Below are 23,208 nucleotides of genomic sequence, written 5' to 3'. Positions count from 1 at the left end.
ATAGTATCTAATCTGTAGAAGGTTTGGGTTCATGAGTGATGTGATTAAAGATTTAAGCGAGCTTCGTTTAACCTATCAGAAAGGTGAACTGCATGAGGAACAGGTGGATGCCCATCCACACCAACAGTTTCTCAATTGGTTTAATTTGGCTTTAGAAGCCAAACTTCATGAACCTTATGCAATGTCCCTAGCGACGGCAAATGCACAAGGTCGCCCGCATGTGAGGACAGTGTTATTGCGTGGTGCAACCGAAGCTGGTTATGACTTTTATACCAACTATGACAGTCAAAAAGGTTTGGATTTAGCTGAAAATCCTTTTGCAGAACTTCTCTTTTACTGGCCTGAGTTGGAGCGCCAAGTCCGTGTTAGTGGTCAAGTCGAGAAAATATCTGAGCAAGAGTCTACTGATTATTATCACAAGCGTCCACGCGATAGCCAAATTGCAGCGCATATCAGTACACCTCAAAGTGGGGTGATTGCGAATCGTGAACAACTTCAACAACGCTTTCAAGCACTGTATGATCAAGTTGCGGAGAAAGACCAACTGGTAAAACCTGAGTTTTGGGGAGGCTATCGTTTGCAACCCGACTATTATGAGTTTTGGCAAGGTCGTCCAAATCGTTTACATGATCGTTTAACGTATGAAAAAACAGATGGATTTTGGAAATTACAACGTTTGATGCCATAAATGCAAAAAATACAAATTAAACAACGACCACTGTTGACACGCCCTGATCATTTTCAGGGCGTATCACCGTTTATTGCTGAACTTTTGGCAAGACGTGGAGTACAGTCGGAACAAGAACTTGATTTAAAACTGAAATATTTACTTGCACCCAAAATGAAAGGTTTGGAGCAGGCGATTCAGATTATCGACCAAGCCATAGATGAACAGAAAAAAATCGTCATTGTGGGGGATTATGATGCCGATGGTGCGACCAGTACAGCACTGATGATATTGGCTTTAAATGAAATGGGAGCAAATGTTCAATATCTAGTGCCTGATCGTTTTAAATATGGTTATGGTCTCACCCCTAAGATTGCCGATTTAGCTTTTGAAAAATTTCAACCCGATTTATTGGTCACTGTAGATAATGGAATTTCTAGTCATGCAGGAGTTGATCAATCTCATTTACTGGGTATGCAGGTCATTATTACCGACCACCATTTGACTACCAAGCAAACACCTCAAGCTGAAGCTGTGGTGAATCCGAATCAACTGGGATGTGAGTTTCCAAGCAAGGCATTGGCGGGTGTGGGGGTTGCTTTTTATTTATTGGCGAATTTAAGTAGTCATCGTGCAAAACTTGCTAAATCGACTGCAAAAATGCAGCAATATTTAGATTTGGTTGCTTTAGGCACTTATGCCGATGTGGCAAGTCTGGATTATAACAATCGGATTTTGGTCGATGCAGGTGTGAAGCGAATTCAGCAAAATCAGTGTCGTGCTGGAATCAGTGCATTGTTGGATATCGCAGGGCGTGATCCAGCTGAGTTAAAAGCTTCTGATTTAGGGTTTGTCTTAGGTCCTCGAATTAATGCGGCAGGACGTATGGAAACCATGGATATTGGGATTGAATGTCTATTGGCAACTGATATGCAAACTGCCTATGCATTGGCGCGTCAGTTGAACGATTTAAATTTGGAGCGCCGTCAAGTTGAATCACAAATAAAGCAAGAAGCACTGACTGAGCTAGAACAACTTGAATTAGACCAAGACAATTTACCCGCTGCGTTGGTGATGTTTGAAGAGCATTGGCATCAAGGTGTGATTGGTATTGTTGCGGGGCGTTTAAAAGAGCAGTTTCATCGTCCGAGTATTGTATTTGCTGCCGATAAAGATGGCATTCATATCAAAGGATCTGCTCGCTCGATAGAGGGTATCCATATTCGAGATATGATTGAAAAAGTGGCAGAACAGTATCCTGATTTAATTAGCCATTTTGGTGGTCATGCTGCTGCGGCAGGTTTGACCATTCAAAAGCAAGATTTTGAAGCATTTAAGCAGCGTTTTACTGAACTGGTTGCTCAATCAGATGAATCTCTGTTTCAAGCGGTATTATGGACAGACGGTGAATTACCTGCTCAAGCCTTTCAACTGCAAACGGTTGATACACTCGAACAATTGGGTCCTTGGGGACAAAAGTTTCCTGCCCCTGTGTTCGAAGGGCAGTTTAAGGTGATTGACTACCGCTGGCTGAAAGATGCTCATTTAAAATTGCGTTTGGCTTTAGCAGATGGGCAGGCTGTGGATGCTATTGCATTTAATGTTCGTGATAAATTTAATTTTGATCCAATGCAGGATCGTGTTCGTATCGTCTATGAGTTAGATAAAAATCAATTCAATGGCAATGTGAGTTTGCAATTGCGAATGTTGCATTTGGAACAGTAATTTCAAATGAAAAAGCGCTGATGTAGGCGCTTTTTTATTGGCATATGATTAAAAAACAATGAGTTAACTATACGAATAAAAACAAGCCATGTGCTGATTCAATCGGCAAAGGGATTCAAATCTGCTGAAATTTCTGAATTGATCATGTCCACTTTAAAAATTGAAAAGAATGTATTTTTCATATCTTAAGCAATATCTCCTTATATAATTAATTTAATATAAATCAATTGATTATTATTTATCATAAATATTTTATTGAGTTAAGATACATTAAGATATATCTTAATATGTATAAATTAATCAATTTGAGAAAAATAAAGATGAAATCAGCTCAGCATGATCATTCACAGCATGACTTTGAACATCGTGGTCATCATCCAGAAAAAGGCTATGCTGGACGTAGAGGTCGCTTATTTGAATCGGGAAAAATGAAGCTTTTGGTACTTCATTTGATTGAAGAGCAAGCCAAACACGGTTATGAAATTATCAAGGACATTAGTGAACTGGTGGGTGGCGGCTATACACCCAGTTCAGGCACTATTTATCCCACACTGACCTATCTTGAAGAAATAGGCTTTGTTCAGGTAGAGAGTACGGCGGATGATCGCAAGCAATATCATATTACTGACGCTGGAAAGTTACACTTAAAAGAGCAACAACAACACATTCAACATTTATTAGCACGTTTAGAAACGCGTCGTGAAATTCATGAAAATGACCAATATCTGGATGTGCATCGCGCCATGGAAAATTTAAAAACGGCGTTGCGTTTAAAGCTCAAAGGTAAAGATTTTAATGCAGAACAGGTCAGACAAGTTGCTGAGATCATTGATCAAGCAGCTGTAAAGATTGGGCGTTTATAGCATGACATCCAAAAGGTGAGACATGAATATTGAAATCCAACAGAAATTACGTCACGCAAACTTAAAAATTACTCAGGCACGAGTGATTGTATTCAAAGCCTTATCAGATCAAAAAGCACAACTGACGGCTAAACAAATTTATCAGCAGTTATATCTGAACAATCAGCAGATTAGCTTATCCACCATCTATCGTGTAGTGAGTGACTTAGAAAGGGCGGGTTTGGTGAGTCAAAAATTGAATGGTAGAGATGAAGCACGCTATGCCTTGATTAACAAGTCCGAAGCTGAATTTCTCAACATTCATTGTGCTGATCTGAAACAGATCAATAAATCTTCTTTGATTGAATCACTGGAAAAGGTTTTCCAACAATTCAATATCGATATTTTAGAGATTGAATTTAACAACACATTACACTAGAAGGTTTAGAGAAATAGTATGAAACAACATCAATACCACGTGAGTGTACAGCATCTTGCAGATGCCAAAGGTCAACCATCAAACTACAGTGAAAATATCGAATTTAATGTGGGAAACCACGACGATATTTTTGAAATTGTTGAACGTTTAAAAAAAGCTGAGTTTTTTGATGATGAGACAACAAAGGCATTTGCAGTAGGACTCAAATTGTTTTTAGAAGTGATGATTACCCATCGTGATCATATTTTATTTAAAGACTTTGAACCCGCAGTAAAACAATTTATGAAAAATTTAAAGCAAAATGTAAAGAAAGAGGCATGATGATTAAAACAGATACATTTAGAGTGTTGGTATAATGCAAGCAAAATCTACAATGATCGTGGGTAAAATTCCCAAATTACCCGCAAAATATGCCACTTGGTTGATGCCATTTTTCCTTTCAGGATTAATGAGTGCCACTATTTCTATGATTAATTTATGGAAAAATGTGGGATGGTTTGATGCATTTTTTACAAAATGGTTCGATGTCTGGCTATTTTCATGGATGATTGCCTTTCCAACGGTATTGATATTTTTACCGATCGTCCGTCGATTTACTGGACTATTTGTAAATCTCACACCGCCGCCAGCACCTTAAACAAAAAGTTCTGAAAATGGATGGTGTTGGATGGAGATTAGGTGTAGAGCATTTTAAGCGCAAGCCAATATCAGAAAATACAACATCATCAGTTGAGCATCACCATCCTCATAACAAAAACCACACTATTATTGTCCTATTCATAGTATTCAGCGTATTAAGATAGCTATAGGTTGATGGATATAAAACCGCTAGGCTAGATATATTGAAATGGCAGATGTTGAAAGAACATCCTGAGCTGATGAACAACTTTAGGATAACAAAATGACCAATACCAACTATACCGAGATTTCTAATTCTGACGATTGTGAAAAATACGTGAATCAATTTATTCAAGATTTTCCAATTCGCTCAGCAGAAATAGGCAGAGGCACCGTCATTAAACGTGCATTACCAAGTCGTCAGAAACGTATGATAGGAGCATGGTGCTTTTTAGATCACGCAGGACCAGTGACATTTCCTCAAGGAGATGGATTGGATGTTGGACCACATCCACATATCGGGCTACAGACTTTTACGTGGATGATTGAAGGCACAATGATGCATACAGACAGCATTGGCTCAAAACAATTGATTCGCCCAAAGCAAGTTAATTTGATGACGGCAGGTTACGGAATTTCTCATACAGAAGTTGCACCTGATACCGAAACCCGAATGCATGCGGCACAACTGTGGATCGCCTTGCCTGATGATAAAATCAATATGGCACCTCAATTTGACCATTATCCTGTATTGCCTGTGGTCGAAAAGGACAATATTGAATTCACTGTATTAGTTGGTGAATTTATGAATACCGTGTCTCCAGTCCAAGTTCATACAGAATTATTGGGCATTGATTTTTTTGCCAAAGAACAGACCAAAACCCGTATTCCGCTCAATCCTAAATTTGAGTATGGATTTATGGCTTTAGAGGGTGATGCAATCGTCAATGGTCATGATTTAAATAGTGACAATATGGTGGTGCTGGAACCAGGAATCTCCCAGATTGAAGTGGAACTTCCGAAAGGTTCTCGTTTGTTGTTGATTGGTGGAGAACCCTTTGAGTCACCTATTTTATTGTGGTGGAACCTTGTGGGGCGTACTCAAGAGGAACTGAAAACAGCGACAGAGCAATGGATCAATCAAGATGCCCGTTTTGGAACAATTCCTGATTATGATGGTCCACGTTTAGAAGCCCCAGCATTTCCAGATAAGATGCGACCATCGAAGTAATCGGTGCCATGATTGATTGCTGATCTTGAGACAGGAGCTTAAATTAAACAATTTGCGTTAAAGGCTCATCCCTTAGCGCAAATACTGAGCTTACAAAGTTTCATCTAAACGAAGGTTAAATAAAAATTTCAATATTATAGGAAAATAAAATGGCAATTATTGCAAATGCAAAAGTAAAAACTTATCCAGAACCATGGTCAGGTGAAGTGCTCAGTGGTAAGCACCAACTGATTACTGATAAACCTGAATCTTTTGGTGGGCAAGACAAAGGTTTAGCACCTTATGATTTTGTTTGTTCGGGTTTGATTTCCTGTACGATGATTACGTTACGGATGTATGCGCAACATAAAGGCTTTGATTTGGGCGAGTTTACAGTAGAAGCAGATTTTAATGTCAACAAAGAAGGTAAAGAATGGATTGAACGCCGTTTATCATTTGCCAATGCTTTATCAGAAGAATTGCACCAAAAGGTATTAGACATTTGCCAAAAAACACCTGTCACCAAAACCTTGTTACGTAGTGTAGAAATCAATACTTCGATTCTTTGAGTGATATTGAAAAAATAATTTGATTTGGAAAAGACATTTTGTTGAGCAACAAAGTGTCTTTTTTTATATGGTCAATATTGCTGATGACTTATTTACAACTGATGTTATAAATTTGTGTATAAAACTGAGCTTGGTTTAAGGGCTTAAAATCTAAATCATCAAAAGAATAAAACGCAGCACCAGTTTCGCCGTCATGACTCAAGGTAATGTCATCAAATTTTTTTACGAGTTTGCTGTTTGAGGTTTGTCCTGCAAAGTAATCAGCACCTCGAAGGGCAATAGTTTTCCCTTTACAGTCGACAATAAGTTGTTTAATCACAGATTGATAAGGCAGATCAGTGTTTCGTTTGATTGGCGCAGTATATTTTTCGTAGATCACCGCTTGTTTAAATGAATCACGAATCACTTTATTTGCCTTACTGTCAATAAAGGCTTGACCTTGAGGCTCAATAGCTCCAAGCAAAATAAGTTTGGGCTGATAGGAATATGCATTGGCGCATGTCAATAATAGAGTTAAACCGAGTAAATGCTTCATTTTTATTTTCAGTATGGCTGATATTCAGACAGATTATAAACACAGTCATTCCAGAGCACACTTAAAAAAGTGTTAAAAATAGAGTAATTCAATTGTTGAAAAGCCAAGATCAATCTATAGTCAGAACACAATAATTGAGGCAATAAAAATGATTACATTACATCATCTGGATCAATCACGCTCGTTACGGATTATTTGGGCTTTGGAGGAGTTGGGGCTTGAATACCAAATTAAGCATTATAAGCGTTTGCCTACCTTAGCTGCACCGCCAGAGTTAAAAGCTGTTCATCCACTTGGAAAGTCTCCTGTGTTGACGGATGGTGATTTAACAATTGCTGAATCTGCGGTAATTTTAGACTATCTTCAAACGACCTATGATAGCAAAAATCAGTTTAAACCTCAGAATCCTCAAGATCTGATGCAATATAACTATTGGATGCATTATGCAGAAGGTTCTTTAATGCCTTATTTGGTGATGACTTTGGTGATGACCAATATGCCGAAACATGTACCGTTTTTGATTCGACCGATAGCAAAAAAAATCTCCGAAGGGGTACGTGGTGGTTTTATCAATCCACGTTTAAAAGAGCATTCTGCATTCTTGGAAGACTATTTTAGCCAGCATGATTATGCGGCAGGGGAGTTCTCTTTTGCTGATATTCAGATGAGCTTCCCTGTGATAGCAATGCAGCAACGTACTCAAAATAAGATGCCTCAAATTGCAGCTTATGCGGAACGCATTCAACAGCGACCTGCTTATCAACGTGCTAAAGCAAAAAGCGGAGATTAATTATTTGAGAGCTCAAAGTGAAGTCTAAATGAATTTGATCTTTTTACCGGGTGCATCTGGAAGTACTGAATTTTGGCAACCTGTGATGCAAAGCTTGTCGATGAATTATGCAAAAACCGTGATTGCCTATCCAAGCTTTGGGGGATGCCCAGATCATCCTCAAATTCATAGTTTTGAAGATCTACAAACTTATGTCCTCAATCAGATTGAACAACCATCGATATTGATTGCGCAGTCTATGGGAGGCATCTTTGCTGTCCAAGCAGCATTACAAAAACCAGAATGGGTTAAGGGACTGGTATTGGTTGCAACTTCAGGAGGAATCAATTTAGCTCCATTTCATGTGGCGGATTGGCGAGAAGACTATCGCCAAACTTTTGCTGTTCCAAGTTGGTTTATGGATCATCGATCTTATTTGGATGATGTATTAACCCAGATTTCTTGCCCTGTTCTATTAATCTGGGGTGATTCAGATCCAATCAGTCCAGTTAAAGTCGGTGAATATTTGCAGGACAAAATCAAAAATTCAATATTGCATGTCATTCCACAGGGTGAGCATGATTTAGCCCATGTTTTTGCAGATCAAGTGGCAGGATGGGTTGAAGATTTTCTTTCCGAACATGAATGTACTTTACCACAATGACAATTGTGACTCGTCTTGTAGATCTGTGAGTTGGTATAGACCCACGCCAATTAAACGGAATTGAAAATGCTCAGGAATCTGCATTTCATTCAATAAGATTTGAACCACTTGAGTCATTTCTTGTGGTGATTTAAGTGCAGTCTTAAAACTCTTACTGTGTTGTAGTACCTGAAAATTCTTTAATTTTAGTTTGACGGTCACACCTCGTGCTTGCATCTGTTTCTTTTCTAAACTGAGCCAAACCCGTGAGATTAAATTGTCCCAATAGATTGCACATTGTTCGAGATTAAAATCGTCATCAAATGTGGTTTCTTTTGAAATTTGCTGACGTTGCCGTTCTGCTTGTACAGGTCGATCATCTATGCCTTGAGCATATAAAAACAACTGTTTGCCATATTTACCGAAATGGTGAATTAAGATGTTTTCTTCAATTTTTTGCAAGTCGCCCAATGTTTCTAAATTTAAACTTTTGAGTTTTTCTTGAGTAACTTTACCCACGCCAGGAATTTTTTTCAGGGCTAAACCTTGAATAAAGTTTTGCACTTGGCTGGGTTTAATGATGCAAATCCCATTGGGCTTGTTCCAATCTGAAGCGACTTTGGCAAGGAATTTATTTGGTGCAACGCCTGCGGATGCAGTAAGACCCGTTTGTTGGAAAATATCAGCACGAATTCGTTCAGCGACTTCTGTGGCACTGGGAATATTGAGTAAGTTTTCAGTCACATCAAGATAAGCTTCATCTAAAGACAAAGGTTCAATGAGTGATGTATATTTTTGAAAAATTTCATGAATTTGACGAGAAACATCACGGTATTTTTCAAAATTAGGTTCAATCACATAGACTTGTGGGCAACGTTTTTTCGCTTGTGACATCGACATGGCAGAGCGTAAGCCGAACTCACGGGCAGGGTAAGATGCCGCAGCAATCACCGCCCGAGGGTGATGTGAAGAAATCACCACAGGTAAATGCCTTAATTCAGGACGTTCAAGTAGTTCCACAGATGCATAGAATGCATCCATGTCGATATGGATGATTTTTCTCATGAATGACACAGTGTTACAGCGCTGTGTGTTTATTCTAACCGATCTTGATTTGTTGTAAGTGGTGAATTTGGTGTTTGGTAGCGAATCTGCGACAGTCTGTGTCGAGATGATGGTTGGCTAATTTAACTTATTCTGTTGTAAAAACTGTTTCCACTGTTCAGCATCTCCATAAAAAACATTTAAATCAACATTTTTAGCAATGCCTTGAATTGTTCCCTGATTGGTATTTTGCCAAAAAGTCCATTCACGACCATCTTTTAAATCAGGCTTATCTTTATACTCACGAATCCAAATCGGTGTGTCCTTAAATTCGCCTGTAAGAACCATGTTATAAAATACTTTGGACGTGTAAAAAATGGGTTGTTTAGCATAATGTTGATGCAACTGATCATGTATGATTTTGATTTGTTTCAGTAATTGCTCTTTGGTGTAAGTGTTGATACAGGCACTGTCATATTCCAAATCGATGACAGGGGGCAAGGCATTACTTTTGTTGGGTACTGTTTTGATAAAGTTTTGTGCTTGAATTGCGCCGTCTCGACACAAACGGAAAAAGTGATATGCACCTACACGCATACCACGTTCACGTGCTTCTAACCAGTAATCCTGAAATTTATCATCTTGATAATCTCCGCCTTCAGTGGCTTTGAGATAAACAAATTGATACTGCTGAGGAGAGATTTTTTTCCAATCGATCTCACCTTGATGATGTGATACATCGAAACCACGAATAACATAATCTTGAGCACCAGCATTTTGTGGATAAAACACAGCCAAGTAACTGGCGATACCCAATAAACTGATACATCCGATACTGGTGAAGATAGAACGATATTTAGGTTGGTGTTTCACAAAAATCATCCTGTTGCCAATGTTATGCAATTTCTAGATTAATCGTCGCGTTGCAGTATTGATCATGTGTTGATTGTACGCGTTTCGCTTTAGGGTGCGTCATTTGACTACCCAATTGTTCAATAAATTTACATGACGCATATTTTTTGGCACGTGCTTGATATTCAGTAATCCATCTGTCTCGGTCAAGCATACGGTTTTCTTGAACTGGCCAAACCCCTAAACGTAAGGCATCTATACCAATTCTCCACGGTTTCGGACTAATCCTTGCTCGGAAACAGTTTTGGTTCTTACACATACGCACATAGTTTGGATCGGCTTGTAGTGCAATAAAAAACTGTTGAGTTTCTTCACTGCGAGGTTCAAAGAGCTGATGCATGACCAAGACCCGATAGCCTTTTGGGGTTTGATAGACACGTAAATGCCAAGTTGGATGTTGCATAGAAAATTGACGAATGGATTTTAAGGCTTGTTGTTCTGGTGAACCCTTCCATTTATTTTGAATACTCAACAATATTTCGGCAGTTTGTTTGCTGAGTACAATGGAAAAAAACACGCCGAGTAGCAATATCCACCATGTTTTAAGTAATACAGTACAGACGATACTGATGAAAAAGAGCAATATAAAACTAAAAAAATACAGTCGACTATTCGGCGCGTAATTAAAATCAATATCTGCAAATAAAACATCGGGCGTATTGAGACAGAGTGCACCATAAGAATTACGTGTGATCACCACATCATCGTGTTGTTGAATAATTTCTTCACGAATGGGCAAACCTTCACTGCCATTATAAGGAATTTTATGGTCAAGTTTGCGAATGTTCTGTCCTGATCTAAGTTGCTCAAGTGCCTCTTTAACACGTGTTTCTGCATGTATTAGTGCATCATGCATACTCAAATCTGACCAACCAAATCGTTTGATGGTGACTTGGCGTTTTTCGTACTGTGTTGTTATTTTTGCTTCCGCCCAATATCTTGGAATGATCATATGATGTGTCCTTATTCTTTATTCAGTTTTATTTTGAACAGTTTAATCTCGGGTATCTTTTGGGATCTGAAAGAAAATTAAAGCAGTGATAATATTGATCGCACCTAAGCAGATCAGCGTATAGTGAAAAGCTTGAGTAATATGTGTCTCTGTAAAATATACGGTAAAAGTATTCAACAATGTGCCTGCTAAGGCAATACCAATACTCATTGAAAGCATCATAATCATCGATAAGAAACTGTTACCACTACTGGCGTCTTGTTGAGTTAAATCTTTCAGCGTTAACGTATTCATGGTCACAAACTGCAATGAATTGAGTACACCAAAAACAAAGAAGTGTAGAGTGCGCAGCCAAAGTGGCGTATCGACGGTATGCAAGGCAAAGCTGGCAATACATGCACCAATCAACAAGGTATTGACCAATAAAAATGGACGATAGCCTGTGCGTTGTAAAATAGGGCGGATGATGGGTTTGGAAAATAATGAGCCTAATACAATTGGTGTCATCATGATCCCTGTCATCAAAGGCTCCATTTTAAAAGCCACTTGTAACATGAGCGGTAAAATGAAAGGCACTGCGTTGCCACCAAAACGAGCAAAGAAATTTCCCAATACACCGATGGCATAAATTTTATTTTTAAATAAACGGCTACGAAATAGTGCATTCTGATGCGTATGGGCATGATAAGCATAAATACATGCTGCAATGATGCCGATAGAAAGTAAGCCGATACTCAAGTTTCGAGAGATATCTTTACTGGCAATATTTTCAATACCGAGAGCCATACCCACCATCGCGATGGCTAAAAGAACAAAACCGCTGAAATCGAAAGATTTCACTGAAGCTTCTTTGACATTGGGCATGGCTTTAAAGGTGACAAATGTCCCTAAGATTCCGATCGGTAAATTGATCAAAAAAATCCAATGCCACGAGGCATATTCAACCAGCCACCCTCCTAAAACAGGACCCATCAATGGTCCGAGTAGCCCTGCCAAACTCATCAGACTCATTGCTGAAAGAAATTGTTCACGAGGAATAATTTTTAACATGGCTAAACGACCTACTGGAACCAGTAGTGCACCACCTATGCCTTGAATGACTCGGAATGCGATCAGCAAATTGAAATTGTTGGATAGCGCACAACCCAAAGAGGCACTGGTAAAAATCACAATCGCGATAAAAAAAGTATTACGTACTCCAAAGCGATCAGCCAACCAGCCACTCAAAGGAATACAGGCGGCAACAGCCAATACATAGCTGATGACAATACCATGCATTTTTAATGGATTTTCTTGCAAACTTTCTGCCATTGCAGGCAAGGCAGTATTGATAATGGTGGTATCCAAGCCTTGCATGAAAAAGCCGATCGAAACTAAAAAAACCAATAAATAAAATTTAGGCTGTAATTTGCTGTGCGATGGCGTTGCAGTCATAGAACTGAAATAAGTCAATTTTGTGAATAGTTTAAAACAATGCTCAGCTTAAATCTGTATGAAATCGTTGTTGAACCAGCGAGATAAATGAGCTTTGGTACATGAGTCAAAAAATGAGGCATTGTACAGTTGATCTGAATGCACTGATTTCTGTGCAAAGTTAAAATTTGATCACTGAGTAAGTTTATCCACATTTAAAATGCTTTTGCCAAAGATACTGTGTCAAAGGTCAAGAAACTGCAATAAAAGTGTAATGTGTTGGTCATGAAATTTACACCCCTAATCCTTATAGTGGTGAAAATTTAAACTACAACGGATTGGCGCATGAACTTAAAGATTTCTGCATTGTGTTTAGCAATGCTTTCTGTGGGACTGGTGGCATGTAATGATGACAATGATCAATCAACACCACCAGTGGTTGAGGAGGCAACACCTGAAAGTATTAGCCTAAGTCTATTAGGTCGTTATGAGACAGGTGTTTTTGCTGAAAGCGCAGCAGAAATTCCTGCTTATGATGCAAGCACCAAACGAGTATTTGTAGTCAACGCCAAAAAAGGTTTGGTCGATGTACTTGATGTGTCTAAGCCAGATGCACCTGTGCATATTGGCGAGCTCTCTGCACGTGAAGCCTTGGCAGAGTCAGAAGTAAATTCTGTGGCGATCAAAAATGGTATTGTTGCGCTTGCCGTTCAAGCCAAGCAAAAAACTGACAAAGGGATGGTGGCATTTTTTGATGCTAAGGATTTAAAACTCATCAGTAAAGTTGAAGTGGGTGCTTTACCAGATATGCTGACTTTTACCCCAGATGGTAAAACAGTTTTGGTTGCCAATGAGGCTGAACCTAATGATGATTATAGTATTGATCCTGAAGGCTCAATCAGCATTATTGATATCACGAATATTCGTCAGCCAACCGCAACTGTTGCAGACTTCAAAGCATTTAATGATAAAAAAGCAGAGTTGATTAAATCAGGTGTACGAATTTTTGGTCCAAAAGCGACAGTCGCTCAAGACTTAGAACCTGAATACATTACAGTTAGCCAAGATGGAAAAACTGCTTGGGCAAGCTTACAAGAAAATAATGCCATTGCAAAAATTGATATTGTTGCGAAAAAAGTGACTGATATTTTACCATTGGGTTATAAAGATCATGGTCTGGCAAATAATGCTTTAGATGTCAGTGATAAAGATAAAAAAATTAATATTCAAGCTTGGCCAGGTTTGATGGGAATGTATCAACCAGATTCAATTGCCCACTATCAAGCCAATGGTACCAGTTACTTAGTGACCGCAAATGAGGGTGACTCACGTGAATGGTTAAATGACACAACTGCATATTATGCTGGAGACCAAAGTAAAGGTTTTGCAGAAGCAATTCGAATGAAGCATTTATTCAATGTCAAAGGTTTTAATAATAAAGGGGATTATCCTGCACATTTGACTCATCTTGTTGCTGGGGTAAAAGGAGCCAAATTGGATGCCACAGTCTTTGCATATTGTGGAGCAACAGCAACTGGTCCAGGTTTATGCCGTGAGGACGATCAATTGGGGCGTTTAAATATTGCATGGAATATGGGGTATGAAACCAATATCGATGGTTCTCCAAAACTGGATGCCAATGGATTATTGACTTATAACAAACTGTATAGCTATGGCGCACGTTCATTTAGCATTTGGGACACACAAGGTAAATTGGTTTGGGACTCAGGCAGTGAATTTGAACGTAAAGTCGCTGAGTTATTTCCAAATTACTTTAACAGTGATCATGAAGCGGCTGCTTTTGATGACCGTAGTGATAATAAAGGACCTGAACCCGAAGGTTTGGCTTTAGGGACGATTGGTAAGAAAACCTTTGCCTTTATTGGCTTAGAGCGTCAAAGTGGGATTATGGTTTATGATATTAGTAACCCTCAAAAACCTGCTTTTGTGCAGTATTTTAACAACCGTACTTTTAAACAAGATCAAACTTATGTCAATTCCAAAGGTGAATCTATTTTAATTGAAAAGAGTGATCTAGGACCTGAAGGACTGACGTTTGTTTCTGCGAAAGATTCACCGAATGCTAAACCAATGTTGATTGTGGGTAACGAGGTGAGCGGTAGTACAGCAATTTATCAGATTAATTTAAAGTAGAATTTTAAATTAATCCCTTCGTTTTAAAGAGTGCTTTGGCACTCTTTTTTATTACATTTTCAACGCCCACTGCCCCAAAACTTAATATGTATAAGGGAGAGTGGGAAGCATATATCTATAAATTACTGATCTAAGCCTAACCATTGTCTTTGATGATAAGCACCATCCCAAAATAACCATTCTAACTCAGCACCTTTGGTATAGGCCTTATGCATTTTCTCAAGTGTTGCGGCATCACAATGTTCAGCAATACGGTCAATAGTTGCCAAAACATTTTTAACCGCTTCATTAAACTCTTCACCAGAATAAGTATCAATCCATGCTTGATAAGGATTATTGGCGACAGATTTGTTGACAATATCTTTACCGACTTCAGCATAAATCCAGAAACAAGGCAGTAATGATGCCAATACAACAGGATAGCTTTCTGACCACGCTGTCGCTGTTAAGAAAGAGGTATAGTGATGGCAAGCAAGCGTCAGTGGTGTGTTTTCAAAATCAACTTTGCTGATGCCGAAGTTTTGCATAAATCCATCATGCAAACTGCGTTCAACCACAATGGCTTCTTTCGCACCTTGTGTAAATTGAATGATATCGTCAGCATCAAAGGCTTTTGCACCACATATAGCCAACGCACGTCCATACGCCACTAAATAATGGGCATCTTGGATCACATAATGACAAAAAACGTCTTTGCTTAATGTGCCTGTAGCAAGTTCTTGATTAAATGGTAAAGCTAATGTTTTGTTATATAAGGCAAGATTACGTTGCCAAAGCTGTTGAGAAAAACTCATGTTATTTTCCTATGCGATCATTCAAGCAATTAAAGTCATTTTGAACTGGCAAGACTATAACAACTCTAGGTTGGTTTAGGTATTTGAATGCAGAAAATTCAACTGAGTTTGCATAAAAATATGACAAAGAACTTTTGGAGAAACCTAAAAAAGTCGTCATAATGTGCGCATTAAAAACCCAATTTTTATTTCAGTGTTCTGATTAAAAAACTATTCTCCGTAGGTCGTATTCTCATGATGAAACATTTTGGTTTCTCAATTTTTTTTACGGTTGTGTGTTTGGCTATATCTGCATATTGGGGCTTTACCCATGGTCCCAATGCAGGTGTCCAAGCCATGCTGTCTGCACTGACGATTACAGCGATTTTGGCTGTGATGGAAGTGTCTTTGTCTTTTGACAATGCTGTGGTCAATGCCTCTGTATTACGCAATTGGGATCATTTTTGGAAAATGATCTTTTTAACAGTTGGGATCTTGATTGCCGTATTTGGTATGCGACTGGTTTTCCCTGTTGTGATCGTTGCAGTGACCGCAGATATGGGCATGATTGAAGTTGTAAAAATGGCTTTAAATGATCCAATCCAATATTCAGCAAAATTATTAGCGCATCATGCAGAAATTGCTGCTTTTGGTGGAGCATTCTTATTGTTGGTTTTCTTAAACTTCTTCTTGGATGAAGGTAAAGACACGCACTGGTTTAAGTGGGTTGAAAAGCGTTTAGCAAATTTAGCCAATGTGCCTGCGATGTCGGTTTTCCTCGCACTCATTGCTTTGTTGGTGATGGCAGCCAATGTTGAAGAGGCAAAACGTCTTGTAGTGACCATGGCAGGTATTTGGGGTATTGTCATTTATATTGGTGTACAAGTGCTGAGTCATTTATTGGGTGGTGAACCTGAAGTTGATGAAGAGGGCAATGCCGTAGGACACGATGCCAATGGTGCTCCAACAGGCGTCATCAAAGCAGGTATCGGTGGTTTTATTTATTTAGAAGTCCTTGATGCCTCCTTCAGTTTTGATGGTGTGATTGGTGCTTTTGCAATTACCTCTGATGTGGTCATCATCATGTTGGGCTTGGCCATCGGCGCAATGTTCGTTCGATCAATGACGATTTATCTTGTTGATAAAGGTACACTTGATGCTTATGTCTACCTTGAGCATGGCGCACATTATGCGATTGGTGCTTTAGCTTTTATTATGATTGCAAGCGGTACTGGACTCCATGTACCTGAAGTGGTGACAGGATTGATCGGTGTTGCCTTTATTGTCTGGGCTGTGATCGCATCAATCCAATATAACAAGCGAATTGAACAACAAGATTAATCCTTTTTTAATAAAAAAGATTACAATGGGAGAGCACTTTGAAAGTGCTCTTTTTTATGCGCAATGTTTCCACAAAGTTGCCACAATATGCGATGATGTGTTTGAAAATTAGCTCGCCAGTTTTGATAAGCCAGTAGATATGATGAATCCTTTAGAACGCCGCTCGACTTTTGCATTAAGTAGTATTTTTGCTTTACGCATGTTGGGGCTGTTCATGATTATCCCTGTGTTTTCGGTGGTGGGGCAGTCTTATCAATATGCGACACCAGCCTTGATTGGTTTGGCGGTGGGTGTCTATGGTTTAAGTCAGGCAATTCTGCAAATTCCTTTCAGTTTATGGGCAGACCGTTTTAGTCGAAAACCATTGATTGTATTTGGGTTACTGCTATTTGCTTTAGGTGGCGCAATTGCAGCCATGTCTGAAAGCATTTATGGTGTGATCCTTGGACGGGCGATTGCAGGGGCTGGCGCTGTATCAGCGGTTGTCATGGCATTGCTTGCAGATGTGACTCGCGAAGAAAATCGCACCAAAGCCATGGCTGTGATGGGCATGAGTATCGGCTTATCTTTTGTAGTCGCGTTTAGCCTTGGACCTTGGCTAACCAGTTTAGTCGGTATTTCAGGACTTTTTTGGGTCACGACCGTGATGGGGTTGTTGGCAATTTCAATGTTGTTTTTGGTGCCAAAAACTACTCGTCATCATAAGAACTTTAAACAAGGCTATCTCAATCAGCTCAAACAAGTGTTAAAAATGGGTGATCTGAATCGTTTGCATGTTTCAGTCTTCGCGTTGCATTTATTGCTCACTGCTATGTTTATTTATGTGCCTTCACAGTTGATTAACTTTGCAGGTATTCCTTTAGCCAAACATGGCATTGTGTATTTACCACTGTTGGTGATTAGCTTATTTTTTGCTTTTCCAAGCATTATTCTTGCTGAAAAATATCGCAAGATGCGCAGTATTTTTCTGACAGCGATTGCAGGCATTATTGCTGGTCTGGTTATTCTTATATTTGGTTATGAATCCAAATATATTTTATTGCTCGGTCTGGGCTTATTCTTTATTGCTTTTAATGTGATGGAAGCCTTATTACCTTCATGGTTGTCCAAAGCTGCACCGATTCAGTCCAAAGCAACAGCAATGGGTGTCAACGCAAGTGCTCAATTTTTAGGTGCTTTTTTTGGTGGTACACTCGGTGGGCAATTAATTTTGCTCAATAATACAACAATGGGTTGGAGTGTTTTAGCAGCTATTGCTATACTTTGGTTGCTCATTAGTTTTGGGCTGGCTCAACCACGATATTTGACATCAATCGTTTTGCGATTACCTGAGGATAAACAAACCGATAATTGGACTTCTCAGTTATTGTCAATTCGTGGTATTGAAGAGGTCGTGGTGATGTCTGACCAGCAAGTGGCGTATATAAAGGTTGATAAACAGCAGATTGATGATGCTGCGCGACAACATTTAACGCAGTTGTTTGGGAAAGAGGTAGCCATTTAAACATAACTCTTATAAAGTAAAACATAGAATCGAATAGGAAGATAACATCTAATGCGTGGTGTAAATAAAGTTATTTTAGTTGGTACTTTGGGTCGTGATCCTGAGACGAAAACATTCCCAAATGGGGGGTCTCTCACTCAATTTTCAATAGCGACCAGTGAATCTTGGACAGATAAAAATTCCGGAGAAAGAAAAGAACAAACGGAATGGCATCGTATTGTGTTGCATAACCGCTTAGGTGAAATTGCACAGCAATATTTACGTAAAGGCTCGAAAGTTTATATTGAGGGCTCTTTACGTACACGTCAGTGGACAGATCAAAATGGTCAAGAACGCTACACAACGGAAATCCGTGGTGAGCAAATGCAGATGTTGGATAACAACCGTCAGCAAGGTGAAGCAGGTGAAAACGGGGGCTATAACCAACCACGTTTCAATAACAATCAACAAGGTGGTTTTAATAACAACCAAGGTGGTGGTTATAATCAAGGCAACCAAGGTGGCTATGGTAATGCAGCTCCACAAGGTGGTTATGGCAATGGTGGAAACAATGTTAATCAGGGTTTCCAGTCGCCTAAACCACAACAAGCGCCTGCAACTGCTCCAGCAGATTTAGATGATGATCTGCCGTTCTAGATCAAATATCTCAATTATTTATTTGAAGTTGATTTAATTTAAATTTATTTAAACTCAAATATTTAATGCAACAAATAGCCTCTGTTATTTTGTAAATAAGAGAGGCTATTTTTATTTCATGCAGAGCGTAAGCTATCGTTTTTTCACTTAGCTTCGGTTGAGTATTCGAGGTAGTCTAAAATTTGGCAATTTAATAAAGAAAATTGCATTACCAGATAAAATTAAAATTACTCCGATCACAGCATTGATATGCCATTGATACCCTTCCCAAAAGGTCGAAATCAGCAAAGCGACCAATGGAAATAACAAGGTACTATACGCCGCTTTAGCTGCACCAATCCGCCCAACTAAATAGAAATAAGCAGTAAAGCCAATCACTGAGCCAAAAATAGCCAAATATAGTAAAGCACTCACTGCACTGAATTGCATATTTGGGAAAAACTCATCTTGCTTGATCACCGCGATCAGTGCCATTAAGATTGAACCGTACAACATGCTATAAGCATTGGTGGTAAAAATATCCAATCCCTTTTTTTGATGGCGTGCACTGATCATATTCCCCAGAGAAAAGCCGTAGGTTCCCAATATACACAGACCTATTCCTATCAGCGTATATTGATTTAAACTGTTTCCCACGACATCATGCCAAAACAAGGCAATAATACCTAATCCACCGAGCAAAGCCGCAGGATAAAAATATGTAGAAACCTGCTGTTTAAAGAAAATTTTGGCATTCAGTGTGTTAAAAATCACTGCCATCGAAAAAATGACAGCTTCCAAACCACTACTGATATATTGAACTGCATAATAAAAGCAAACAAAGTTAAAACCAAAAATACAGCAAGCTTGCAGCATACAAAATAAATGGTCGTTTAAAGCTAACTTTTGCTTTTTTCGGCACAACATAATCAATGCAAATAAGAACATTGCTGAAATAAAGAAGCGCCAAAACACCGCAACATTGACCGATATGCCACTTTGTTGTTGCAGAGTAATTGCAATCCAAGTCGTTCCCCAAATCACCACGACCAATACATATAGGAGTGCATTCATATTCTTTCAACCAAACTCAAACGATCAGCACTATTGTGCTTGATTTAAGCCACCTATTTCTTGCACCTGCTTGCGGTGCCTATCATAAGCTTGTGGTTTTTTTCTACTCACATTTTTATATCAATGATAAAATAAATTTATAGTCTTACACTCAATATTCAAATTTGGTACTGCGTATAGAAGATGAAATATCAGATTTTCGATCAATTGCAACAGCATAAAGCTCAACTGCTGGATTCGGTCGAGTTGGGTTCTGGTATGCAATTAGCCATGTGGCAAAATAACCAAGATCGTGTAAGTGTATGCAGTAACCACCATACCCTGAGTATGTATGTTCAAGGTGGGTATCACAGTTATCAAAAGACAGCACAGGGTTGGCACAATGGTGGTGGACCTGACCATATGTGCTTAATGCCTCAAGATTTTGAGTCAACTTGGGATCTACGAGATCTGCTCACTTTTGCGCATCTTTACTATACCAAGCAACACTTACAACGTGTAGCAGAACAAGTGTGGGATCGTGAGCCGAGTCAAATTATATTAGATCCGCAAATTTTTGTTGCTGATCCACAGATTGCCATGATCTATCGTCATTTTTTATTAAATACGGCTTGGCAGGACAGTGAAAACCACTTGCAAATGAGTACAGCCACGACACTACTGCTCAATCATTTGATTAAAAATTATAGTGCTGCTCAGTGGCAGGCGCCAGAGATCAAAGGGGGCTTGTCGCCTTATACACTCAAACACGTATTGGAATGGATTGATCAGCATATTCAGCAAAGCTTGACCCTATCTGATTTGGCTCAACAAGCTCAACTGAGCGAATATCATTTTGCACATATGTTTAAGCAATCCATGCAGATCCCACCACATCAATATGTGATGCAACGTCGTCTGGAATTGGCTCATCAAGCTTTACAACAAACCAAAGCGAGTATGATGGACATTTCAGAACAATACGGATTCAGCTCAAGTAGTCATTTTAGCAATCGTTTTAAAAAGCAATTTGGGTATTCTCCATCTCAAATGAGAAAAGCTGAAAAAAGTCGTTATTAATATGATCGAGGCTTTGAAATAGAAGCTTTGGGTAATTTACTTATTTTGTAGTTTTCAATCATCACGGGTTTTCTATTCTGAGGCGTTACGGATATTACAACAAGGTCGAATGATCAACCTTGTTGTATGGGATGACACTAAAACTAAAAGGCAGTATTTTGAAAGCGGCTTAGAAAATACGTGAGCTGTGCATATAGTGATTGCTCACTTGATTATAGCTTTGCATGATCTGTTGGCTATTATTACTGCTCAGTGCTGAATTAAATTGATGCATATAATCGAGTAATTGTGATTTTGCTTTGGTTGCAAACTCAGCAGTGATGGCTTGATCTTCATAGAGTAAAACATAGTTTTTGGCAAAGCCATAAATGATAAACAATGCTGTTTTCTCAAAGTCTGATTCGCAATCAAGAATTTGATCTTCACAGTTTATTTTCAGTTGTTTAAAGGCATCTGTACCAAAAGGAAGGTTTTGGAATTGCTCCAAAATAGCTGAGAACGTCATTTTTTAAAGTCCACGCAAAAAGAAAATCTACAGATTAATTCTTGCGAGGTCAAGTCACTTTGCAAGAACAACATGAAAAGCCTTTTTAATTCATAAAACCGATTTATTTTATTAAAAACTACAGTTTTACCGATTTAAATATTTTTCGTATAGTGGCTTCACAGATAAGCAATCCCTGAAACAAATTGAAGGAAGATCACATGAGTTTAATCAATACTGAAATTAAAGCATTCAACGCAACAGCATATAAAAACGGTGAATTTATTGAAGTGTCTGAAAAAGATTTCTTTGGTAAATGGTCAGTTGTATTTTTCTATCCTGCGGATTTCACCTTTGTTTGTCCGACAGAGTTAGGTGATCTCGCCGATAACTATGCAGAATTCCAGAAAATGGGTGTCGAAATTTATTCAGTCTCTACAGATACTCACTTTACCCATAAAGCTTGGCATGACAATTCAGACGAAATCAAAAAGATTCAATATCCAATGATTGGTGATCCAACTTGGGCATTGGCAAAAAACTTTGAAGTGCTGATTGAAGCTGAAGGTCTTGCAGACCGTGGTACATTTGTCATTGATCCTGAAGGTAAGATTCAAATCGTAGAAATCAATGCCGGCGGTATTGGTCGTGATGCACAAGAGCTATTGCGTAAGGTCAAAGCTGCACAATATGTCCATACTCACCCAGGTGAAGTTTGCCCAGCAAAATGGAAAGAAGGTGATGCGACACTTGCACCATCAATTGACCTGATTGGTAAAATCTAATTGTTTAATCATTTTGAGTCTCAATAAAACCAGAAGTTCAACTTCTGGTTTTTTATTTTTAAATTGGCTTTAGAGAACATAACCCTCTTGTTGAGGGGCATAAGCGCGGATGCCTTCAACAAGGTCCTCAATGAGTTTTTCCATCACTAAGCGTTGTCCTTTTCTGGATGCATAAACCAATTGTACAGTCCCGATATTGGAACACCATTCAGGTAAAATATGAATCAAACGACCCGAAAGAATATCTTGTTCTACGGTTAAATAAGGCAGATCGGCAATGCCTAAACCATCCAAAACTGCATAATAGGCACCCATCAAGTCATTGCTCTTGATACGCGGTTGCAGAGGAATATCGATTTCCTCTTGTTGCTCGTTATGATGTAAATGCCAATGATAATGCTGTTTGTCTGTACCTAAAACAATGCTTGGAAATTCACATAACTCGGTGACATGCTGAATTTCACGGTCGCCTAAAAGTTCAGGACTAATGACTAAGCAATGCGTGGTTTTAATAATGTCACGCACAATGATACTAGAGTCTTCATTCATGGTGAAATTGGTACGAATCGCCAAATCAATATCATCATGCAAAACATCGATACGTCGACTGGTCAATGCTAATTCAACATTGACCTTGGGATATTTTTTTAAAAACTGATTTAAAATAGGACGAACTTGGTGTTCTAACATCACGGGAGGGCAACTAATTTTAATCAGTCCCTGCAATTCAACTTTTTGTTTTAATAATACATTCTGTGCAGTATCAGCTTGATCAATAATCTTGGAGCATTCTTCAAAAAATTCTTGCCCTAAAGGTGTGACTTTAAAATGCCGTGTCGAACGTTGAATTAAAGTGACATTGAATTTTGCTTCCAAATCCAAAATACGTCGGCTAAGTTTTGACTTGGTAATGTTACTGGCTTCACTTGCAGCACTAAATCCGCCATGCTTTACAACCAAATAAAAATAATAGTAGTCGTCAAAAGAATGCACAGCTATATCTCTAAATTGGGTTGTTTAGATCATATCACTGATAGGAAAATACACTCAATCATATCCACTCAAAATAGAAATGTAAGCG

25 protein-coding genes are annotated in these 23,208 nt (G+C 38.8%); 16 read left to right on the top strand and 9 right to left on the bottom strand.

What is annotated here, in order from left to right:
• Positions 1 to 31 precede the first annotated feature (31 nt).
• The 8 genes from pdxH to AAV97_RS11475 all read left to right on the top strand — a co-directional run bounded on the left by pdxH (position 32) and on the right by AAV97_RS11475 (position 6,070).
• Positions 32 to 688 (top strand): pyridoxamine 5'-phosphate oxidase, encoded by a 657-nt coding sequence (gene pdxH, locus AAV97_RS11510; RefSeq protein WP_009585520.1) that lies wholly within the window; start codon positions 32 to 34, stop codon positions 686 to 688.
• Positions 689 to 2,392: a single-stranded-DNA-specific exonuclease RecJ gene (gene recJ, locus AAV97_RS11505; protein WP_046760637.1), complete on the top strand. Its 1,704-nt coding sequence runs from the start codon at positions 689 to 691 to the stop codon at positions 2,390 to 2,392. It abuts the gene before it with no gap.
• Between the two features lie 320 nt (positions 2,393 to 2,712).
• Positions 2,713 to 3,255 carry a PadR family transcriptional regulator gene (locus tag AAV97_RS11500; RefSeq protein WP_046760636.1) on the top strand — a complete coding sequence of 181 codons (543 nt, stop codon included), beginning with the start codon at positions 2,713 to 2,715 and terminating at the stop codon, positions 3,253 to 3,255.
• A gap of 22 nt (positions 3,256 to 3,277) precedes the next feature.
• Entirely contained in the window at positions 3,278 to 3,673 is a 396-nt protein-coding gene (locus AAV97_RS11495) for a Fur family transcriptional regulator (RefSeq protein ID WP_004826112.1), read from the top strand.
• An 18-nt stretch (positions 3,674 to 3,691) separates the two neighbouring features.
• Positions 3,692 to 3,994 carry a DUF3861 domain-containing protein gene (locus AAV97_RS11490; protein ID WP_004826114.1) on the top strand — a complete coding sequence of 101 codons (303 nt, stop codon included), beginning with the start codon at positions 3,692 to 3,694 and terminating at the stop codon, positions 3,992 to 3,994.
• A 34-nt stretch (positions 3,995 to 4,028) separates the two neighbouring features.
• Positions 4,029 to 4,310: a DUF2798 domain-containing protein gene (locus tag AAV97_RS11485; RefSeq protein WP_046760635.1), complete on the top strand. Its 282-nt coding sequence runs from the start codon at positions 4,029 to 4,031 to the stop codon at positions 4,308 to 4,310.
• A gap of 264 nt (positions 4,311 to 4,574) precedes the next feature.
• The gene (locus tag AAV97_RS11480) at positions 4,575 to 5,522 is read left to right on the top strand and encodes a pirin family protein (protein WP_046760634.1); all 948 of its coding nucleotides are present in this window, start codon (positions 4,575 to 4,577) and stop codon (positions 5,520 to 5,522) included.
• Positions 5,523 to 5,671: 149 nt separating this feature from the next.
• Positions 5,672 to 6,070, top strand: coding sequence for an OsmC family protein (locus tag AAV97_RS11475; RefSeq protein ID WP_046760633.1), 399 nt, complete (start codon positions 5,672 to 5,674; stop codon positions 6,068 to 6,070).
• A gap of 88 nt (positions 6,071 to 6,158) precedes the next feature.
• Here the strand turns inward: AAV97_RS11475 and AAV97_RS11470 are convergent, their stop codons facing one another.
• On the bottom strand, positions 6,159 to 6,605 hold the full coding sequence (locus tag AAV97_RS11470; RefSeq protein ID WP_046760632.1) for a surface-adhesin E family protein: 447 nt from the start codon (positions 6,603 to 6,605) through the stop codon (positions 6,159 to 6,161).
• 148 nt (positions 6,606 to 6,753) lie between these two features.
• Here AAV97_RS11470 and AAV97_RS11465 point away from each other — a divergent pair, with 148 nt between their 5' ends.
• Both AAV97_RS11465 and AAV97_RS11460 read left to right on the top strand, forming a co-directional pair.
• Positions 6,754 to 7,395, top strand: a complete 642-nt coding sequence (locus AAV97_RS11465; protein ID WP_009585462.1) for a glutathione S-transferase family protein — start codon at positions 6,754 to 6,756, stop codon at positions 7,393 to 7,395.
• Between the two features lie 28 nt (positions 7,396 to 7,423).
• A complete protein-coding gene (locus AAV97_RS11460; RefSeq protein ID WP_046760631.1) occupies positions 7,424 to 8,038 on the top strand; it encodes an alpha/beta fold hydrolase in 615 nt (204 codons plus the stop codon).
• Here the strand turns inward: AAV97_RS11460 and dinB are convergent.
• The 4 genes from dinB to mdtD all read right to left on the bottom strand — a co-directional run bounded on the left by dinB (position 8,027) and on the right by mdtD (position 12,359).
• Positions 8,027 to 9,082 (bottom strand): DNA polymerase IV, encoded by a 1,056-nt coding sequence (gene dinB, locus AAV97_RS11455; RefSeq protein WP_046760630.1) that lies wholly within the window; start codon positions 9,080 to 9,082, stop codon positions 8,027 to 8,029. The two genes, AAV97_RS11460 and dinB, sit on opposite strands and share 12 nt — an antisense overlap.
• A 117-nt stretch (positions 9,083 to 9,199) precedes the next feature.
• Positions 9,200 to 9,943 (bottom strand): GH25 family lysozyme, encoded by a 744-nt coding sequence (locus tag AAV97_RS11450; protein WP_009585484.1) that lies wholly within the window; start codon positions 9,941 to 9,943, stop codon positions 9,200 to 9,202.
• A 13-nt stretch (positions 9,944 to 9,956) separates the two neighbouring features.
• Positions 9,957 to 10,925 (bottom strand): hypothetical protein, encoded by a 969-nt coding sequence (locus tag AAV97_RS11445; protein ID WP_009585508.1) that lies wholly within the window; start codon positions 10,923 to 10,925, stop codon positions 9,957 to 9,959.
• Positions 10,926 to 10,967: 42 nt separating this feature from the next.
• Positions 10,968 to 12,359: a multidrug transporter subunit MdtD gene (gene mdtD, locus AAV97_RS11440; protein WP_046760629.1), complete on the bottom strand. Its 1,392-nt coding sequence runs from the start codon at positions 12,357 to 12,359 to the stop codon at positions 10,968 to 10,970.
• 324 nt (positions 12,360 to 12,683) lie between these two features.
• Between mdtD and AAV97_RS11435 the strand changes: the two genes are divergently transcribed.
• Positions 12,684 to 14,492, top strand: coding sequence for a choice-of-anchor I family protein (locus AAV97_RS11435; protein WP_046760628.1), 1,809 nt, complete (start codon positions 12,684 to 12,686; stop codon positions 14,490 to 14,492).
• Positions 14,493 to 14,614: 122 nt separating this feature from the next.
• Here the strand turns inward: AAV97_RS11435 and tenA are convergent, their stop codons facing one another.
• Positions 14,615 to 15,286 (bottom strand): thiaminase II, encoded by a 672-nt coding sequence (gene tenA, locus AAV97_RS11430; protein ID WP_004826128.1) that lies wholly within the window; start codon positions 15,284 to 15,286, stop codon positions 14,615 to 14,617.
• A gap of 237 nt (positions 15,287 to 15,523) precedes the next feature.
• Between tenA and AAV97_RS11425 the strand changes: the two genes are divergently transcribed.
• From AAV97_RS11425 to ssb, 3 genes are all read left to right on the top strand, one after another.
• The gene (locus AAV97_RS11425; protein ID WP_171249373.1) at positions 15,524 to 16,606 is read left to right on the top strand and encodes a DUF475 domain-containing protein; all 1,083 of its coding nucleotides are present in this window, start codon (positions 15,524 to 15,526) and stop codon (positions 16,604 to 16,606) included.
• 139 nt (positions 16,607 to 16,745) lie between these two features.
• On the top strand, positions 16,746 to 18,110 hold the full coding sequence (locus tag AAV97_RS11420; protein WP_009585507.1) for an MFS transporter: 1,365 nt from the start codon (positions 16,746 to 16,748) through the stop codon (positions 18,108 to 18,110).
• 51 nt (positions 18,111 to 18,161) lie between these two features.
• Positions 18,162 to 18,746 carry a single-stranded DNA-binding protein gene (gene ssb, locus AAV97_RS11415; RefSeq protein ID WP_004826134.1) on the top strand — a complete coding sequence of 195 codons (585 nt, stop codon included), beginning with the start codon at positions 18,162 to 18,164 and terminating at the stop codon, positions 18,744 to 18,746.
• A 147-nt stretch (positions 18,747 to 18,893) separates the two neighbouring features.
• On the opposite strand, the gene AAV97_RS11410 is transcribed toward ssb, so the two are convergent.
• Complete coding sequence (locus tag AAV97_RS11410; RefSeq protein WP_046760626.1) at positions 18,894 to 19,799, bottom strand: DMT family transporter; 906 nt, start codon at positions 19,797 to 19,799, stop codon at positions 18,894 to 18,896.
• Positions 19,800 to 19,982: 183 nt separating this feature from the next.
• Here AAV97_RS11410 and AAV97_RS11405 point away from each other — a divergent pair, with 183 nt between their 5' ends.
• Entirely contained in the window at positions 19,983 to 20,858 is an 876-nt protein-coding gene (locus AAV97_RS11405; protein ID WP_046760625.1) for an AraC family transcriptional regulator, read from the top strand.
• Positions 20,859 to 21,027: 169 nt separating this feature from the next.
• Here the strand turns inward: AAV97_RS11405 and AAV97_RS11400 are convergent, their stop codons facing one another.
• Positions 21,028 to 21,363, bottom strand: coding sequence for a hypothetical protein (locus AAV97_RS11400; protein ID WP_004826157.1), 336 nt, complete (start codon positions 21,361 to 21,363; stop codon positions 21,028 to 21,030).
• 200 nt (positions 21,364 to 21,563) lie between these two features.
• Between AAV97_RS11400 and ahpC the strand changes: the two genes are divergently transcribed.
• Positions 21,564 to 22,127 carry an alkyl hydroperoxide reductase subunit C gene (ahpC, locus tag AAV97_RS11395; RefSeq protein ID WP_009585469.1) on the top strand — a complete coding sequence of 188 codons (564 nt, stop codon included), beginning with the start codon at positions 21,564 to 21,566 and terminating at the stop codon, positions 22,125 to 22,127.
• A gap of 69 nt (positions 22,128 to 22,196) precedes the next feature.
• On the opposite strand, the gene AAV97_RS11390 is transcribed toward ahpC, so the two are convergent.
• A complete protein-coding gene (locus AAV97_RS11390) occupies positions 22,197 to 23,120 on the bottom strand; it encodes a LysR substrate-binding domain-containing protein (RefSeq protein WP_046760624.1) in 924 nt (307 codons plus the stop codon).
• Positions 23,121 to 23,208: the final 88 nt, after the last annotated feature.

Origin of the sequence: Acinetobacter sp. Ag2, from assembly GCF_001005515.1 — a bacterium.
GTDB lineage: Bacteria > Pseudomonadota > Gammaproteobacteria > Pseudomonadales > Moraxellaceae > Acinetobacter > Acinetobacter bereziniae.
Note: the sequence above shows the minus strand (reverse complement) of the source record. Positions and strands in the feature narration are given on the sequence as shown.